The 18345-nt window shown below is 37.3% G+C and carries 16 protein-coding genes; 2 read left to right on the top strand and 14 right to left on the bottom strand.

The genetic code is table 11. The features are described 5' to 3' along the window. Nucleotides 1–123 precede the first annotated feature (123 nt). The 3 genes from ACF3OC_RS09235 to ACF3OC_RS09225 all read right to left on the bottom strand — a co-directional run bounded on the left by ACF3OC_RS09235 (nt 124) and on the right by ACF3OC_RS09225 (nt 3164). Entirely contained in the window at nt 124–813 is a 690-nt protein-coding gene (locus ACF3OC_RS09235) for a hypothetical protein (protein WP_094282645.1), read from the bottom strand. 533 nt (nt 814–1346) lie between these two features. Further along, nucleotides 1347–2963, bottom strand: a complete 1617-nt coding sequence (locus tag ACF3OC_RS09230; RefSeq protein ID WP_392471491.1) for a hypothetical protein — start codon at nt 2961–2963, stop codon at nt 1347–1349. Between the two features lie 18 nt (nt 2964–2981). Continuing rightward, a complete protein-coding gene (locus tag ACF3OC_RS09225; protein WP_392471490.1) occupies nt 2982–3164 on the bottom strand; it encodes a hypothetical protein in 183 nt (60 codons plus the stop codon). A gap of 643 nt (nt 3165–3807) precedes the next feature. On the opposite strand from ACF3OC_RS09225, the gene ACF3OC_RS09220 reads away from it, so the two are divergent. Further along, the gene (locus ACF3OC_RS09220) at nt 3808–4119 is read left to right on the top strand and encodes a hypothetical protein (protein ID WP_218824023.1); all 312 of its coding nucleotides are present in this window, start codon (nt 3808–3810) and stop codon (nt 4117–4119) included. Here ACF3OC_RS09220 and ACF3OC_RS09215 read toward each other — a convergent pair. The 10 genes from ACF3OC_RS09215 to ACF3OC_RS09170 form a co-directional block, all read right to left on the bottom strand. After that, nucleotides 4116–5828 (bottom strand): ATP-binding protein, encoded by a 1713-nt coding sequence (locus tag ACF3OC_RS09215; protein WP_094257979.1) that lies wholly within the window; start codon nt 5826–5828, stop codon nt 4116–4118. The genes ACF3OC_RS09220 and ACF3OC_RS09215 overlap by 4 nt on opposite strands. Next, nucleotides 5825–6949, bottom strand: coding sequence for a histidine kinase (locus ACF3OC_RS09210; RefSeq protein ID WP_094257980.1), 1125 nt, complete (start codon nt 6947–6949; stop codon nt 5825–5827). Before ACF3OC_RS09210 ends, ACF3OC_RS09215 begins: the two co-directional genes overlap by 4 nt. A gap of 15 nt (nt 6950–6964) precedes the next feature. Then, complete coding sequence (locus ACF3OC_RS09205; RefSeq protein ID WP_094282482.1) at nt 6965–8044, bottom strand: porin; 1080 nt, start codon at nt 8042–8044, stop codon at nt 6965–6967. Next, a complete protein-coding gene (gene kdpC / locus ACF3OC_RS09200; RefSeq protein ID WP_094257982.1) occupies nt 8034–8621 on the bottom strand; it encodes a potassium-transporting ATPase subunit KdpC in 588 nt (195 codons plus the stop codon). Before kdpC ends, ACF3OC_RS09205 begins: the two co-directional genes overlap by 11 nt. A gap of 6 nt (nt 8622–8627) precedes the next feature. After that, nucleotides 8628–10637 (bottom strand): potassium-transporting ATPase subunit KdpB, encoded by a 2010-nt coding sequence (gene kdpB / locus ACF3OC_RS09195; RefSeq protein WP_094258160.1) that lies wholly within the window; start codon nt 10635–10637, stop codon nt 8628–8630. 15 nt (nt 10638–10652) lie between these two features. Next, entirely contained in the window at nt 10653–12341 is a 1689-nt protein-coding gene (gene kdpA, locus ACF3OC_RS09190; RefSeq protein ID WP_094258161.1) for a potassium-transporting ATPase subunit KdpA, read from the bottom strand. A gap of 21 nt (nt 12342–12362) precedes the next feature. Then, complete coding sequence (locus ACF3OC_RS09185) at nt 12363–12440, bottom strand: potassium-transporting ATPase subunit F (protein ID WP_094258162.1); 78 nt, start codon at nt 12438–12440, stop codon at nt 12363–12365. A 4-nt stretch (nt 12441–12444) separates the two neighbouring features. Then, the gene (locus ACF3OC_RS09180) at nt 12445–12756 is read right to left on the bottom strand and encodes a hypothetical protein (protein ID WP_229678333.1); all 312 of its coding nucleotides are present in this window, start codon (nt 12754–12756) and stop codon (nt 12445–12447) included. 117 nt (nt 12757–12873) lie between these two features. Then, on the bottom strand, nt 12874–13233 hold the full coding sequence (locus ACF3OC_RS09175) for a hypothetical protein (RefSeq protein WP_144043768.1): 360 nt from the start codon (nt 13231–13233) through the stop codon (nt 12874–12876). A 174-nt stretch (nt 13234–13407) separates the two neighbouring features. After that, nucleotides 13408–14757: a sigma-54 dependent transcriptional regulator gene (locus tag ACF3OC_RS09170; RefSeq protein ID WP_094282480.1), complete on the bottom strand. Its 1350-nt coding sequence runs from the start codon at nt 14755–14757 to the stop codon at nt 13408–13410. A 360-nt stretch (nt 14758–15117) separates the two neighbouring features. Between ACF3OC_RS09170 and ACF3OC_RS09165 the strand changes: the two genes are divergently transcribed. Continuing rightward, nucleotides 15118–15621, top strand: coding sequence for a thermonuclease family protein (locus tag ACF3OC_RS09165; protein WP_094282479.1), 504 nt, complete (start codon nt 15118–15120; stop codon nt 15619–15621). Between the two features lie 6 nt (nt 15622–15627). Here ACF3OC_RS09165 and ACF3OC_RS09160 read toward each other — a convergent pair whose 3' ends face one another. Continuing rightward, nucleotides 15628–18303: a cation-translocating P-type ATPase gene (locus ACF3OC_RS09160; protein WP_392471489.1), complete on the bottom strand. Its 2676-nt coding sequence runs from the start codon at nt 18301–18303 to the stop codon at nt 15628–15630. Nucleotides 18304–18345 lie beyond the last annotated feature (42 nt).

Below are 18345 nucleotides of genomic sequence, written 5' to 3'. Positions count from 1 at the left end.
TAAGAATTAACTAAAATTAGTAATTAATAAAGTACCAAGGTATGATTTTAGGGATTAAAAAAAAAGAAGCCTTGATATCGGGCGAGATCAAGGCTAATTTATTAATAGTTAGTGAATCTAAGCTTATCTATTAAGGGTATATTTCACACCTACTGATGTAGAAACTGCCCCTTCAAAATTTCTTCCTCCTGCTTCACCATCAAATTCGTCACCATATAAGTTACCACGAATGTCAAGTGTCAAATCAAGAGCGTTTGTCAGACGGAATGATTGCAACAGACCTAAGTTTGGACTAAACTTTACAGATCCTGGATCAGAAAGAACTGCGCCGAATCCGATACCCACATAAGGGATTAAGTTGTACAGGCGTTGAGGATCATAACCTAATGCATCGTTAGTCCAGTTGAACATAAAGTCAGCATGAACATTAATGTATTTAAAGTCTTGGTACTCTAAGCCTTGGCCAGCGTGGAAAACTTTTCCAGTGCTGTACATTTGGGTTTGAGTTAGGCCTTTATAGTTAATACCATTTACACCTAATCTTACACCAAATTTTTCATCCAACCATTTACCAGCATACACTTCAAATTGAGGAGTAATTCTTTTTCCCACACTCAATTGTTTGTCATGGTCTCCAAAATATATTTGTGCGCCTACATTTGCACCAACAAACCAATGGTTCAAATCATAGCTTTCTTGGAACGCTTTATTAGCCATAAAATTTGTTTTCCAAGGATCGCCTTTAACTGGTTCCTTCGCGAAACCTACCATAGCAAACATTGTTGCTAAAACTATACTACTTAACTTTTTCATTAATGTTGTTTTATGATTAAAAAGAAGAATTTATTAAATAACATTTTTATAATAAATTTTTGTTCTTCCTTTTATTATCGCTTCTGAATGTATCTGTGTTTGAGGATGATAATAGCCAAAACACTTATTTTAATTATACTTGAAAATCAATAGTTAGTGTGACCTTAAATTTAATTTTCTCTCTGAACAACATTACGAATATACGTTCATTTTCATCAGGAGCAAATTTAGCGAGGCCACTAATTTATACTATTAATTAAAATTAAAATATATATATTTTATATATTTTCATCACTTATTTAAAATACCTACAAAAACGAGGTTTTAAAAGAAAGAAACTTATCATTCTATGATACGAATTTACTCATAGCATTTATATTTAACGCTAAGTTTAGTTTAATATTAATATTATTTGTAAATTATCATCTACAGGTGCTTAATATTAGGGAAACGAGAAAGTTATAACCCATTAATCAGCGAATAATAAAGGGCTGTATTTGTTGACAGCCCTCCGAATTTATTATTATTATCATCTATTTTCTGACACAACGAACATTCTCAAGACCACCAACCGTTGATTGAAAACCGTGCATCCGGACCTGACCTATAAATAAAATAGGAATATCACTAAACAAGTAACTTTCAACACCACCCAATAGACCTCCTAAAAAGGTATCAGGGTCATCTGTCCAGAAATATGCATTGATTCCTTGATCTGGCACGACATTTACAATAGGGGTCATAAAACCTCTTTGAATAATCCTCAGCTTATTACTTGGATAAGGAGCTGCTGTTCCAGTTGCATCGTAATCTATATAATCACTATAAATTCTATAATTATCATTTTTTGTCAAGGCAGTTGCTTCAGCTTCTGTTGGCATCCGCCATTTATTTAATGGGTACACCCTTGTACAAGGATCCTGAGTATTAAGTGGACCTGGAGGAAATGGCGATTTATAATCCCAGTACTCTTCAGGACTTACCGGATAGTCATTTACACCAATAAGGTGTCTAAAACGATAGGCCTTATCCGCATAACTAAAATACAGAAGTGCCCGAGACCATCTTACCCCTTGCACAGTCAAAGCGGATTCAATCAGGTCTAAGGCAGAAGTCACCCTATTACCCCAAGCCAAGTTATTCATGTTCATGGAATAGGATATTGGAGTACCAAAAGTACGAGTGCTTCCTTTATCTAATTTCACAGTAAAAGTGGATACATTGACTTTCATTGGAGCAATTGCAGTTTGTGCTGCAGTATAATAATATGCTACTTTGATGGTATCTTTAGTTTCCGGACTCAATTGTTTAAAGTTCAAGTTTCCTACATTTACCGCTGTGGTGGAAATATATTGACCTGTCAACAAATCCAATGTTCCTTTTTTTACATAATCCGTACCTGCGAAAGTAGCAGTGATAGATTCAAGTCCTGCGAACATCCCTCTAGCACTAACCTCAGCACCAATTCTAGAAGTACGATGGCCAAATTGCAATAACATTGGTTTGTCAACATAGCCCGTACCAGTTACTCTCACGGTTCCGCTGGCATATAACAAAGGTTTATCGATAGACGATTCCACTACTGGATTTGTCGTGCTAGTCACATCAGGGATAAAATCTTCAGTATTATAAGAATACGCATACCATTGGTAATCGATATTCTTATTTACTTCCACATGGGTTGCTACCCCAGATTCAGCATGAACAGAATTTACAAGAGCACCGTCCTTATAAAGGAGCAATCTATATTTAATCCTTGGAGCCATAGCAACTGCCTTTGATCCAGCATTAGATGCTTTGGAGGATTGACCATTTGAAACTCTTTTAGACTTTGGATCAATAGGGTCATTCTGTAGTCTTACGATGGCATCAAAGGCTTCATAAGAAACATCTTTAGACTCTATTATGCCATCCGCAGATGCCGCCGAACGAGAAGTATGAGCAGCAGATGCTTTTCCATCATTTGAGTTAATTTCCACCTCATCTACAATCCCATCCACTGTAAAAGTAAGTTGGGCATCAACCTCTGGCAAAGGGTCATTTTGAATTTGCGAATCCCGATCACAACTATTGAAAAAACCAATTGAAATCACTCCAAAAACAGCAAGTTTAAAGAGTCTATTGTTCGTCAATTTTAGATTTAATTTCATTTTTAATTTTCCTAAATTCTATAAATCAATTTCTTGGTTATTTCTTGTATCTGTCCAAGGATCTATCTCAGGGGTATAATTCCCTTCGGTTCCATTACCTGGAGTGAAACAGGCAGAAGACGCAAGAATGCCATGTTCTAATTCAATTTTTTGTATCACCAGTTTAGGCGACACGTATTTTCCTAATAATTTCTTTTCCATAATATTTTCAAAAGTTTTGCGAAGAAATTTGTTAACCTCCTTTTCAACCGTTGCCTGATCTTGTCCAAAATGTAAAGCAATGAGCAGGCACCAATTAGTTTTAATTATTAATAAACCATTTAAATACTATTAAATAAATACAATATTCTCCACAAAAGTATGTTAAGCAGTTCTTTATAATATTCATATGATTTAATAATTTAGATTATGTAGTAATCTATTTACATCATATGAATTTCATTTAACTATTAATAATTAAAAAAGATTATTGCTATAATTTTAGCCGTATAAGTTTTAGGAAATAATTTTTAAACAACAAATATTCGTATTAATTCAATAATACATTAATATTTATTTAACAATATATCTTAAGGGGAATAATGTCTAATACTTATGGTCAAAAATGCTTTTACGGACACGCTAATATTGATTTATAATAAATGAAAAGCGAATAGCTTAATCGTTAAGGATGTATTATTAGCTTAATTAAAGTTCAGGATAGACCAGAATCCTGAAAAAACTCGGAACTGCTTAATAAAAACAAATACTAATAAAATAGGGTTTAATTATACAGGGAAACTCTAATATTCAGTAAATTAGGGGTGCAAATCAATTTAACAACAAGCAATGAAAGGAAAACAATATGAAGATTATTACTCGAATATGGCACGGAATTACGCGAAAGGAAGATGCTGACACCTATCTAAACTATTTGTTTGATACAGGAATCAAGGATTATAAAAGCATAAAAGGAAATCTCTCCTGCAAAGTTCTTCGACGCATAGATCATGACATCTGTCATTTTATGACCATCACTGAATGGGATTCAGTATCGAGCATTCAAGAGTTTGCTGGAGAGAGTTTTGAAAAAGCCAGATATTACAAGGAAGACAAGCAATATCTATTGGAGTTTGAAGAATATGTCACTCATTTTGAAACTTATATCATTGATTAAGTTGTTACCATTGGTAATCTAAAATAGAAGGTACTACCCACTCCTAATTCAGAATCAACGCCGATTTTACCCCCTTGGTTTTCTATAAAATCCTTAGAAATGGATAAACCCAATCCTGTGCCTGTCCGAACGCTGCCAGGAATTTGGAAATAACGATCAAACACCTTGTTTTTATAGGCTGCATCGATTCCTTTACCATGATCTTTCACTGAAAAGAGTAAATGGTTATTTTCTTTTTTCAGGGAAACCATGATTTTGCTATTTACTGGAGAATAACGGATAGCATTGGTAATAAAGTTGGTCAACACCCAAGCCGTCTTTTCTTCATCCACAAAAATCTTGGCGATATTTTCATCGATATCCGTTGAAATTTCAATATGCTTTTGTTCAGCCTGCATTCTAGTTGCATTCAATGCATATTGGATAATAGGCAATGGATCCGAAATCTGCGAATACAGTTTAATATTTCCAGTCTCTACCTGAGAAACATTCAATAATTCACTAGTAATTCTCAATAACCTTAAACTATCCTCTTCTATCCCTTCCAACAAGGTCTTTTGTTCATCAGTGAGGCTTCCGGTTCGAGGATGTTTCAATAATTCAGAACTCAGTTGAATAGAAGCAATTGGCGTCCTCAACTCATGAGAAACAGTCGCTATAAAATTGGTTTTCGCAACATCTAATTCTTTAAATGTCGTGATATTTTTCAGAACGATGACCTCTCCTATTTTTTGACTTTTTAGCTCTCCTGTTGGCGTAATTTCCATAGGGATCACTTCTTTTTCAAAATAACTTTCCTTGTTATCGGCAAAGATCTTCATAGTAGACTCTCTGTTATTTTGATCAATAAGATTCCTTACCAAATCATTATGATTTATTAACTCATCAATATTATTATGCAACAAGTCTTTTCTTTTTAATCCAGATACCTGCAAGCATTCATCATTGATAAAAATAATCTTTCTATTTTCATCAAGTCCAATAACAGGATCATGCATGCTATTCACCAGTGTTTCCACTCTTTTCTTTTCTTCAAGAATTTGATCAAGTTTACTATTGGAATATTCCTGAAGTTTTTCTGCCATGGTATTATAGGATGCTGCTAATTCTGCAAACTCACTTTCTCCATCAAAATAAACTCTGTGGGTATAGTTTTGCCGTGAGATTTCTTTGATGCTTTCGCTTAGCTTTTTAATTGGGTTTGCGATATTACTTGGAAGATTAACAAACAAAACAAATCCTATCAGGAAGCATAATGCTCCGATTACAGATATCAAAACAAAAGCATTGCTAGCGGTTTCTTTCGCATGATCACTTTTCATGACAATAGCATCCATATTGACGGTCATCAATTTGACTAAGTCAGCTCGAAAATCCTTGCCAACTTGTACATCTTCAGGATTAGCTTTCAGTTTATTCAATTGATCTGCTAGACGAGCAGTGATTTCTTTTTCACCTTGTTCCGTTACATTCAATTGTTGTTTTGCGAAGTTGTTCTCCAATTGAGCTATAGCCTCTTTATTGAGATGGATCTCATCAGAAGCGTGCAACATGTTTCGTGCATATTCAACGGAGTTATAATTTGCAGATAATACATTTTCAGTATCCTTTTTCAAGGAGCTGACGAATAAAGTACTTACCGCAGCCAGAATAAGGATCATTAGAAATAAAAATCCTATTCCTAAATAGAGTTTAGCTTTAATTTTCATGACAGAATAATTAAGTCAACTTGAATCTTTTCCAATTTTTTCAATAACCTTCTAAAAATCCCCATGGACCATAAGATTCTTAAAAACGGCCAATACGGCCTACCTATACAGAGGGTGGTAATTTCCATTCGGAGGACTTGGTCCACAATATTTGCTGGGACGTCCTTTCCCTGGACTTGAATTACCTGTCCGCCCAATTCTGTTGCCAATTTAAAATTATTAATTAGATATCGTTGTTTATCTAAGGGTATTTTGTTTGTACTTTCCTTTGGTGTTTGAATATATAAGACAAACCAGTCTGCCTGATAAAAATTGGCGAGCCTGGCTGTACGACGAATTAGGTTTTTAGCTTTTTTCTCATCAGATCCAACACATACCATAAATCTTTCGGCTTTCCGTTTTGAATCAGGTTTCTTTTCTTTCTCATGTTTTTTGATAGCATGGACTGCCACCTCTTTTAATGCAAGTTCCCGAAGCAATAACAATTGTTCGGATTGAAAGAAATTCTTGAGCGCCGTATCGATCTTATCTTTTGAATATATTTTCCCTTCTTTCAAACGGCCTAGCAGATCTTCCACAGAGATATCTACAAAGACTATTTCATCTGCCGATTGTATGACACGATCGGGAATTCTTTCATAAACCGGAACCGAGAGCAGGTCTCCTACTTCGGCTTGCAGGCCTTCAAGATGTTGGATATTTACAGCAGAAATAACATTTATTCCCGCGTCCAACAATTCCATCACGTCTTGCCAACGCTTTTCATTTTTACTTCCTGGCACATTGGTATGTGCTAATTCATCTACCACGACTACTTCCGGGTGATTTTGAAGGACTAAATCTACATCCAGGTCCTCCAGCTCATTTCCTTTGTAATATATTTTTTTTCGAGGAAGAAGAGGTAAACCAGCCAACAAAGCCAATGTTTCTTCTCTATTGTGGGTTTCTACATATGCAATTTGTACGTCGATGCCATTTCGCAATAAATTATGAGATTCTTGCAGCATTCTGTAGGTTTTTCCAACCCCGGCACACATCCCTAAATAGATCTTAAACTTGCCTCTCCTGGACTGTTTAATCAGTTCCAGGAAATGTTCGGCTGATTTACGTTGTTCTTCCATTATTCACAATACTTATTAAAATCGCCAACCTAAGGCCGTACTGACCGTCGTGGTATTACCTTTATACTCGGCTTGGTGATTGGCGAAAATATTTTCAGAAGCGTCTAAGTTTCTGACTTCTGTTCTCCAAATCAAGCCTTTATACAAGTCCACATCAAATCCTGCAGAATAGCCTAGGATCGTTGTTCCTTTATCATCAAATCTACCGAAAACTACGCCATCCTTATCATTGAAATATTCTAATCGCGCATTGATTTTCACCTTCGAAGACAAAGCATAATTAGCTTGAATACCAGCATTCCACCATTTATAAGTTTCGGAGATCAACGGTTGCTTTTCGACACCGTAATCCCAGTTTGCCAGAATATTCATTTTGCTATTCACCGAAACCTGCACATAAAGGTCATGAAAGAAACGAAGGCTGTCCTTGCCTTCATCTCCAACATAAGAACTACTATTCAATACCACCGATTCTATTGGTTTATATTGAATTTGGTGACCAAATGAAGGACCCGTGCTCGTGTTTGGTAATTGAATTCTTTGCCATCCATTTAACGCAACGGCTGCTAAGTAAAGCTTGGAATCATCTGTAGTATAGGATAAGCGAGCTCCCGTTTCAAAATATGGGGAATTCTCAGCTGCTATACTTCTAGTTAGACTGATGTTATCAATTCCAATTGCGCTTTCACCACCTATATGTGATGGTAATACACCGGCGTCAATCCACACATTATGGTTCGCTGAAAGTTTATAACCAACATTGGCTTCATAAACATTCTTCCATACTCCTTCTTCGGCAGAATAATTAGCGTTCATATAACTACCAACGGCAATTGCCAGATTGCTTCGAACACGGTCACCTTCATACGCCGCTTTTATCATTGCCAGATTCACGGACAATTCATTACTTCTATTATGGCTATAGATAAAAGCTGGTCTTTTATGATCTTCAGGTTTATTGAGATCCAAGGTATAATAGGATTCGATATAACCCGAGATTGTCAAATTTGATTTCAATGAATCAGTTAATTCCTGAGCATCTACGGTTCCTAATCCAAGGAAAATGGATGCAGAACACAAGATTTTATTGAGCATTTTGCACTCCTTTCTCACTTGCTAAGGCATCTAATGCCAAGTTCAACTCAAGAACATTCACTTTTGTAGGGCCGAACATACCCCATAGCGGTTTTTCAGTATGTTCAGTGATTAAATCAATTAATTCAGGCTCCTCTAAACCTCTTAATTGTGCAATGCGAGGAACCTGAATTTCCAAGGCATTAACAGAAAGATGGGGGTCAAGACCACTTCCGCTTGCTGTAACGATTTCTGTCGGAATTTGCTCTCTATTCACTTTGGGATTTTGGGACAAAAAATGAGTGATCCTGCCCTCCACTTCCTGTATATATTCAGGGTTAGAACCTGCCTTGTTGCTAGCACCCGATCCGGCAGCATCATATTCTACTGCGGACGGTCTTGACCAGAAGTACTTATCATCAGTAAACTTCTGACCAATGTTTTTATAATATGTTTTACCATTTGCCTCGATTACAAAACCTTTACCTTGATTAGGACTTAATTGAGCAATTGCCCAAACTACAAACGGATATGCTATAGCAAATAAAACGAATGTCAATACGGTCATTTTAAGTGCGGGTAATAAATGTGCTTTCATTTCAGTTTAAATAAATATTGATAATAATAAATCAATCAATTTGATACCTATGAATGGGACGATCAATCCTCCAAATCCATAGATTAATAAGTTTCTACGTAATAGTGCAGAGGCGCCAATAGGTTTGTAGGCTACTCCTTTTAGAGCCAATGGAATCAGCATCGGGATCAAAATTGCATTGAAGATGATAGCTGATAAAATGGCTGACTCAGGGCTGCTCAGGTTCATGATATTCAATGGTGCCAAAGCTGGAATCATTACTACAAATAATGCCGGGATAATAGCGAAATACTTCGCTACGTCGTTGGCAATACTAAAGGTTGTCAATGTTCCTCTGGTCATCAATAACTGTTTACCAATTTCTACGACCTCAATCAATTTGGTTGGGTCGTTATCTAGGTCAACCATGTTTCCAGCCTCTTTAGCAGCTTGTGTACCACTGTTCATTGCTACACCCACATCGGCTTGCGCAAGTGCCGGAGCATCATTTGTACCATCTCCCATCATCGCCACCAATTTACCTTCACCTTGCTCCTTACGGATGTAGTTCATTTTATCCTCAGGCTTAGCTTCGGCAATAAAATCATCTACACCAGCTTTTTCGGCAATATATCCAGCGGTCAAAGGGTTATCTCCAGTTACCATAACTGTTTTAATACCCATTTTGCGCAAACGCTCAAAACGTTCTTTAATACCTGGTTTGATGATATCCTGTAGTTCTACTACCCCTAATGCTTTTTCATTTTCTGAAACCACCAACGGGGTTCCACCATTTCCTGAAATACTTTCCACTGTCTTCATCACGTCTTCAGGAAAATGGTTCCCCGCCGCTTCAACCAACTTCTTAATAGCATCCGTAGCACCTTTCCGTATACGTTGATTTGCAATGTCCAATCCAGAACACCTAGTCTCAGCAGTAAATTTTATGAATGTTGATTCTTGTAATTTATAGGGTGCAAGATCTAGACCTGCCAATTCAACGATGGATTTACCTTCTGGAGTTTCATCACTCATGGAACTTAATGTTGCCGCGCGAATCAATTCAGTGGAATCCACACCAATTGCTGGGTGAAATCTTGTTGCCTTTCTATTCCCAATAGTAATGGTACCAGTTTTATCAAGTAAAAGTACATCCACGTCACCAGCAGTTTCTACTGCACGTCCGGACTTAGTCAATACATTAGCACGTAATGCCCGATCCATCCCAGCTATACCAATTGCTGATAGTAAACCCCCAATGGTTGTAGGAATAAGACATACAAATAGTGAAATAAACGCTGCGATACTAATAGGAACATTAGAATAATCGGCAAATGGTTTTAAAGTAACACATACTAGGATAAACACTAAAGTAAAACCAGCCAACAGAATTGTTAATGCAATCTCATTAGGTGTTTTTTGTCTTTTAGCACCTTCCACCAAGGCAATCATTTTATCTAAGAATGACTCGCCGGCAGTAGCAGTTACCAATACCACGATCTCATCTGACAATACCTTTGTACCACCAGTTACCGAGCTACGGTCACCTCCTGCCTCTCTGATCACTGGAGCAGATTCCCCAGTAATTGCACTTTCATCGATGGTAGCAAGACCTTCCACAATTTCACCGTCACTAGCAATAATATCACCAGCTGTACACACGAATAAATCGCCTTTTTTCAATTGGGATGACGGAATTGTTCTTCCATCTTTCAATTTTGCTGGTGTTTCCTCCCTTGTTTTACGAAGGCTATCTGCTTGTGCTTTACCACGAGCTTCAGCAAGTGATTCAGCGAAATTTGCAAACAGTAAAGTCACAAATAAAATAAGGAAGACTATAAAGTTATATGCGAAGGAGCCTTGTGTTTTATCTCCCATTAATATTGCAATACATACTACTGCCATAACCACAGTACAGACCTCAACTGTAAACATCACTGGGTTACGAAGCATCTCTTTTGGATTGAGCTTAATAAAAGCTTGTTTAAAAGCAACTTTTAACAGCTCAGTATCAAAAAATGGATTATTTGATTTCATTTTGAATCTCATTTATTATTTAATAGAAAAATATTCAGCTATTGGTCCTAAAGTCAATGCTGGGAAGAATGCTAGAGCTGCTATGATGGCTATGACAGCAAACACCATAAATCCAAAGCTAGCGGTATCGGTTTTTAAGGTTCCGGCACCTTCAGGGATATATCTTTTTTCTGATAAGATTCCGGCAATGGCAACTGGCCCTACAATTGGAATAAACCTTCCGAATAGAAGCACAATACCTGTACTGACATTCCACCACATGGTATTATCGCCTAGCCCTTCAAATCCACTACCGTTGTTTGCTGAAGCCGAAGTATATTCATATAACATTTCTGACAACCCATGAAATCCAGGGTCATTCGTAGTGCTAGCACCTACACTTGGAAATGCTGCTGCAAATGCTGTCCCTGCAAGAATTAGGAATGGGTGAATCAATGCGACCATCATCGCAATTTTCATTTCACGAGCTTCAACTTTCTTACCCATGAATTCCGGAGTACGACCAACCATTAATCCTGAGATAAAGACTCCGAGGATAATGAAAATAAAGAAGTTCAATATTCCGACACCATTACCTCCATAGAAGGCATTGATCATCATCGCCAGCATTTCATTCATGCCGGATAATGGCATACTACTATCATGCATGGAATTGACGGAACCCGTCGAGATTACGGTGGTCACGATAGACCAGAAACCAGAAGCAGCGGATCCTAATCGAATTTCCTTACCCTCCATGGCTCCCAAATCCTGGGTGACACCGAGTCTTTCAATAGCAGGGCTACCTTGAATCTCCATCAAGACATTCGGAACGGCCAGACATAGAAAGCCAAAGGTCATTACCCCAAAAATCATCATCGATAATTTCCGGCGTTTTATATAAAAACCTAAAGCGAATACCATAGCTACCGGAACAACAAATTGACCGATCATTTCAGCGATATTACTGATGTATGAAGGGTTTTCTAAAGGATGGCTTGAGTTTGTACCAAAAAATCCACCACCATTGGTACCCACATGTTTAATAGCAATAAATGCTGCTGCGGGACCTCTTGAAACCTCTACTGTATCCCCTTGAAGATTCATCATGGTATCTTTTCCTTCATAAGTCATTGGAGTTCCTTCAAAAACAAGGATCAAGGCAACAATAAAGGAGATTGGCAATAAAATGCGGGTACATGATTTTAGGAAAACATCGTAGAAGTTTCCAAATAATCTTGTGCCTTTTCCTTTAAATGCACGGAAGAGTACAATGGCTGCGGAGATACCAATTCCTGAACTCACAAACTGTAAGAACATCAAGCCGGTTTGGGAGAAGTAACTCACTCCTGTTTCTCCGGAGTAGTGCTGCAGATTACAGTTTACCAAGAAGGAAATCACGGTATTGAATGCCAGGTCAGCTGACATGTTCGGATTACCATCTGGATTCAGTGGTAGGTTTGCTTGGAACATCAAGATCAACATTCCGATTACAAACCACACTAGGTTTATGGTCAATAAAGCGACCATATGCTCTTTCCAGGTCATTTCTTTTTTATAATCGACACCTGAAAGTCGCATTATTACTTTTTCAATTGGGCCAAATATTTTATCTGAAAAACCAGGTTTATCCGAAAAAACATTGGCTATATATTTTCCTAGGGGAATAGCAAGCAAAATAGTTGCTACAAACATCAAAATAACGCCCCAAATTTCTGTACTCATTAGATTCATCTTTTTATTTCCTTAAAATTTTTCAGGATTTAACAATACATACATGGTGTATAAGAAGACCATGATTGCGACTATAAACAAAGCGATCATATTTTTAATTTTCTATAATTGTTTTTACATAAACCGGCCTCATTTCCTTAGGGAAGAAGGTCAAGTGTTTTCTTAAGCTTGCTGGAGATTCGCTGGAAGCCATTCTTTCTAAGAATTCATTTTCGATAGCATTTTTCACATGCAACGAGCCCCCTCCATATAAAATGCCTATCACATGAATTGCTTCGCGAGCCATCTGTTGTTCATCCGTCGTTCCCTCAAAGTTCGCCAAACAGTATTCGGCAACATGTTGTAAAACTTCGTACTCAGACTCCACTTTGTCTTCCATCACACATTGAGGAAGCCAAGCTTTCACGGTTGATATAATTTTACTTTCCATTTTTTTTAGATTTTATCAAAAAAATCAACTGATTTGAAGAATAGGGCAAAACAAACAATGCCCAATACCAATAATAAAAGGGTAATTACCATGTTATTTAATATGTTGAATGATGTAAACTTCTTTGAGATCCTTCGGCAACTGAGCAATAATTCGCCCCCATTGCTTGGCATTGCATAAATGATCCATACGGGTCAAGCAATGCATAAAAAGGTATTCTACATTTTGCTTGATCGCCTGATCACCTCGCTGGTACAATACCCCAACACAGGATAATATGCGCTGCAGGTAACTAAATTTTTTCTTCTGACATAGTTCGCGCATATAACTCACAATAATCTGCATCACTGCGGCCACATTACCTTGATATTGTAAACCTTTCAGCTGTGGAGACAATTTCCTGATATGCCGTCCTACATAATTTGCCATCTCTTGGGATGTAATCTTTTCCATAATTAAAAAAGTCATATTTATCCCCCTGATGCCAAACATTATTCCAGCACAGAAATAAAAGCTATATCCTACTGCATTACAGCGTTTTAAAAAATTAATTGAGAAGAATGGAAATAAAAAACCCTATCATTTTGATAGGGTTGTTATCATTTTGAGAAGTGTAATTCGAGTTTATTATTGTTGAATCTGATATTCATCAATTTTTCTATACAGGGTCGCTATTCCGATTTCAAGTAATCGTGCAGCTTCCGCCTTATTGCCTTTGGTATAGGCTAATACTTTTTGGATATGTTTTCTTTCCATTTCTGCCAATGCCATCTCCGAAAGACTATTCGTTTTGCCCTCCTGCATGCTGAACTCATATGGCAAGGCATTGACATCAAGCGTATCACCTTCAATCAGGATTAAGCTACGCTCAATACTGTTTTTCAACTCCCTGACATTACCTTTCCAATAATGGTTTTGAAGCAAACTGATGTAAGTATCATCAATTTTAGGAACCGGCATATTCAATTTTGCAGATTGAAGTCCAACGAAATATTTTATTAATAATGGGATATCCGAAATTCTGTCTTTTAATGCCGGTAAGCCGATTGTGAATACCGATAGTCTGTAATACAGATCAGACCTAAACAAGCCTTCCTCAGATTCTTGTTCCAGATTTCTATTGGTAGCAGCGATTACACGAACATCCACTTTGGTTGGTTTACTCTCCCCTACGCGGAGAAACTCACCAGTCTCTAATACTCTTAATAACTTTGCCTGAAGCTCAATAGGCATCTCACCAATTTCATCCAGGAATAAGGTCCCCTGATTGGCTTCTTCAAATAATCCTTTTTTATCTTTCAGGGCGCCAGTGAATGCCCCAGTAACATGCCCGAATAATTCAGATTCAAGGAGATCTTTACTCACTGCGGAACAATTTAAAGCAACAAATGACTTCCCATTCCGCTTACTTTCTTGATGAATTGCTTGGGCAAAAACTTCCTTTCCTGTCCCCGTTTCTCCAAGCAAGAGCACCGTAGCATCAGTCTGCGCTACTTTCTTACCTAAATTTATCGCGTGATTTAATTCTTTGGATTTTCCAACGATTTGATCGAAGGAGTATTTCTTACCTACTTTTTCTTCCAGCCTATTCAATCTTTTGGCCATTTCCACCTTTTCAAAGGCTTTATTGATTAAAGGAATAACCTTATTATTGTCATCCCCCTTTGTCATATAATCAAATGCGCCATTCTTAATAGCTTGAACACCATCAGGGATCTGTCCAAATGCAGTCATTAGCAGTACTTCAGCAAGAGGTTTAATCTTCTTTATTTCAAGAATTGCTTCAACTCCATTGCCATCAGGCAGTTTCACATCACATAAGACGACATCAATATCCTTGGTTTTTAAAATTTGGTAGCCAGCCTTTAGATTTGCTGCTTGAAATACTTCCAAGTCATCCCACTCCAATTGGATAATACGGGCCAATAATTGTCGTAGTTTATCCTCATCATCAATTAACAGAATCTTCTTAAGCATGGTCTAAATTAGTATTTCCTATTTATTATTTAGAAAGAAGTCAATTAAATATTTCAATTAATAGAAAAATCCCGAGGCGGGGAGCCTCAGGATTTTATCAAACCAATTATTAACCTAAATTATGAAATTTAATTTTTGAAACTTTTTTGTTTCTTGAACTAATAACGCAAGTCAGGACTAATTCGCGTCAACCGATATTGATATTAACATTTTTTAACATATCATAGCTATATGCTAAAACGTATAACCTCAATAATATCAACTTAAATAAACTTCATAATTAGAACTAGAAATACGTTTAAACAAGTAAAATTCCTGCTATAGTCATTGGGATATGAAATAGTGTGCTATTTTTGCCGCATGTTCAAGAAACATCTACCTTATTTAATTATTATTTTCTTCCTCACTTGCCAACATGCAATAGCGCAGCAAAAGATCTTTGGCAAGGTGGTCAGGATATCCGATGGAGATACCATCACTATCCTGGACAGTTTAAATCAGCAACACCGGGTAAGATTACATGGAATAGATAGTCCTGAAAAGGGTCAGGATTATTATCAAGTTGCAAAGGAATATATTGGACAACTTTGCTTTCAAAGGGAGGTTGAGGTTTCTATCCTGAAATACGACCATTATAAAAGAGCAATTGGAAAAGTTTATATAGACTCAACCGAGGTAAACGTAAGCATGTTGAAAGCAGGATTAGCTTGGCATTTCCTTCAATTTGATAAATCTGAAGAATATGCACTAGCAGAGGCAGAGGCAAGATTAAATAAGAGAAACCTGTGGTCATTGAAGACTGCACAAGCGCCCTGGGAGTTCCGAAAAATAAAGAGACAACAACAAAAGCTAAAAGCCAAATAGATTCATCTACTTGGCTTTTTTACTGAATAACTTTATCAATTCATTAACGAACAAAGGCACCAATCCTAATCCAATTACCTTCACCCAATCGTAAATCCCTATCACCTGCAGTTTAAATGATTCCCTAAGAATCGGAACAAATAATACCATCAACTGCAGTGCGAATCCCAATATAATCGCAAATACCAAATACCTATTTGAAAATATCCCTACACTAAATATCGATTTATACTCATGTCTAAAGGATAAAGAATGGAACAATTGACAAGCGATTATGGTTAAAAACGCCATGGTACGGGCATATTCATGAATATCTTCAGGAATAGTATCCATAAAAGGATTATAGCCATGCTCAAAATAACCAATCAAGAAAGCAGCAATTGTCAATAATCCAATTAATATACCTGCAATGAATATTTTCTTGCCACCTCCATTTGAAAAGAAATTTTCCTTGACATTTCTAGGCTTTTCATTCATCACATTGGGATCACCTGGATCCATCCCTAAGGCAACAGCTGGTAGTGTATCTGTGATTAGATTAATCCATAATAATTGTGTCGCTAACAATGGAACTGGTAATCCGGCAACTATAGCAACCAACATGGTAATTACCTCCCCCAGATTACTGGCGAGCAAAAATATTACAGACTTCTTGATATTGTTATAGATATTACGCCCTTGTTCAATGGCCCCAATGATGGTAGAGAAATTATCATCTGCAAGGATGATATCAGAAGCATTCTTGGCTACATCTGTCCCGGTAATTCCCATTGCTACCCCTATATCTGCAACATTCAATGATGGTGCATCATTGACCCCATCACCTGTCATCGACACGATATTTCCCTTTGCCTTAAATGCTTTGACGATACTGACCTTATGTTCTGGAGATACCCTTGCAAATACCCGATATTCAGAGATATGAGATTCTAAGTCCTCATAAGAAATCGAATTTATTTCCTTACCGGTAGTTACCTGACTAATATCCTCAGCAATGCCTAATTCCTTTGCAATGGCAAAGGCTGTATTACCGTGGTCACCAGTTATCATTATGGTGGTTACACCGGCTGCTTTTGCTTTCTCAATGGAATCCTTCACTTCTTTTCTCGGCGGATCAATCATACCAACGAGACCAATAAACACAAGGTCCTTTTCAAAATCTTCTTTCTCAAATTTAGAATCACTTTTCTTAAAGGCAACTGCCAATATCCGTAAGGCTTTCATGGACATTTTTTCTACCACATCTGTAATTTGCTTTTTATGATCCTCAGTGATAGGAAATAACTCCTCATTTTGAATAATGTATTTACAATTTGGGATTAGGTTATCAACTGCTCCTTTTGTATAAAGAATATATTCTGAACCATTTTTATGGAGCGTGGACATCATTTTACGGTCCGAATCAAATGCCAGCTCATCTACTCGAGGCTGTTCGGATTGTAGGTTTCCCCTATCCATTTCCCATTGATCTGCTAAAGCAAGCAAGGCTATTTCCGTAGGGTCTCCCGTTTGATTCTCACCTTCCAAGGTGGCATCAGAAGCTAAAACCATCGCTTCGGCTAATAGATTTTCCTCATAGGTATTCTCCGCTTCATCATCAATTGAAATTAGATTATCACTAAAGGTAAAAGCTTCTTGAACGGTCATTTTATTTTGGGTGAGCGTTCCGGTCTTATCCGAACAAACTATGGTCACTGATCCTAAAGTCTCAACGGCAGGCAGCTTTTTAACAATCGCATTTTGTTTAGCCATCTTCGTTACACCAATAGATAGAACAATAGCAACGATTGCTGCCAAACCTTCAGGAATGGATGCCACAGCCAACGACACTGAAGTCAAGAACATCTCCGTGAGATCCCGACCCTGAAAATAAGAAATGATGAAAATGACAATACAAATTCCAATGGCTAGCTTCCCTAGGGTCTTTCCCAAATGATCTAAACGGATTTCCAATGGTGTTTTTTCAGAAGTTTCTGAATCTAAGAGACCTGCAATTTTACCTACTTCAGTTTGATTGGCTGTTCCAAATACTATTCCTACACCTCTACCATAGGTAACCAAAGTGGACATAAATGCCAAGTTTATCCGATCTCCAATAGGAATATACTCATCCTCTAAATTCGCATCCGCACTCTTTTCCGCCGGAACAGATTCTCCAGTCAAGGCAGATTCTTCTATTTGAAGGTTCGCTGATTCTATTAACCGTAAATCAGCAGGTACATATCGACCGGCTTCCAATAAGACAAGATCTCCAGGTACCAATAGTTCCGAATCCACCTCCACGACCTTTCCACCTCTCCGAACAATTGCTTTTGGATGCGATAAATTCCTTAAAGCATCAATCGCATTATTTGCTCTCACCTCTTGAAATAAACCTAAAAATGCATTGATGAGGATAACAACCAGAATGATGATTCCATCAGTATACTCGCCCATGAAAAAAGTAATCCCAACCGCAGCAAATAAAACATAAATCAATGCGTCATTGAGTTGGTCAATAAAGATTCGAAATATGGATTTTCGAGACTGCTGTTGTAATTTATTCTTTCCATACTCATTCAACCTGCTTTCAACCTGCTCATTGGTTAACCCATCAGATAAATTGCTGTCCAATTGATTCACAAATTCTTCAAGGGAAATTGAATAGGGATTATTGGATGAAGGTTCTTTATTTTCGGTCATATATTATTAAATGCAAAAACCCAAAAATAGTTCTAAGGGATG

Source organism: Sphingobacterium cellulitidis, from assembly GCF_043187465.1.
Taxonomy (GTDB): domain Bacteria; phylum Bacteroidota; class Bacteroidia; order Sphingobacteriales; family Sphingobacteriaceae; genus Sphingobacterium; species Sphingobacterium cellulitidis.
This window is presented reverse-complemented; position numbering and strand designations above follow the sequence as displayed.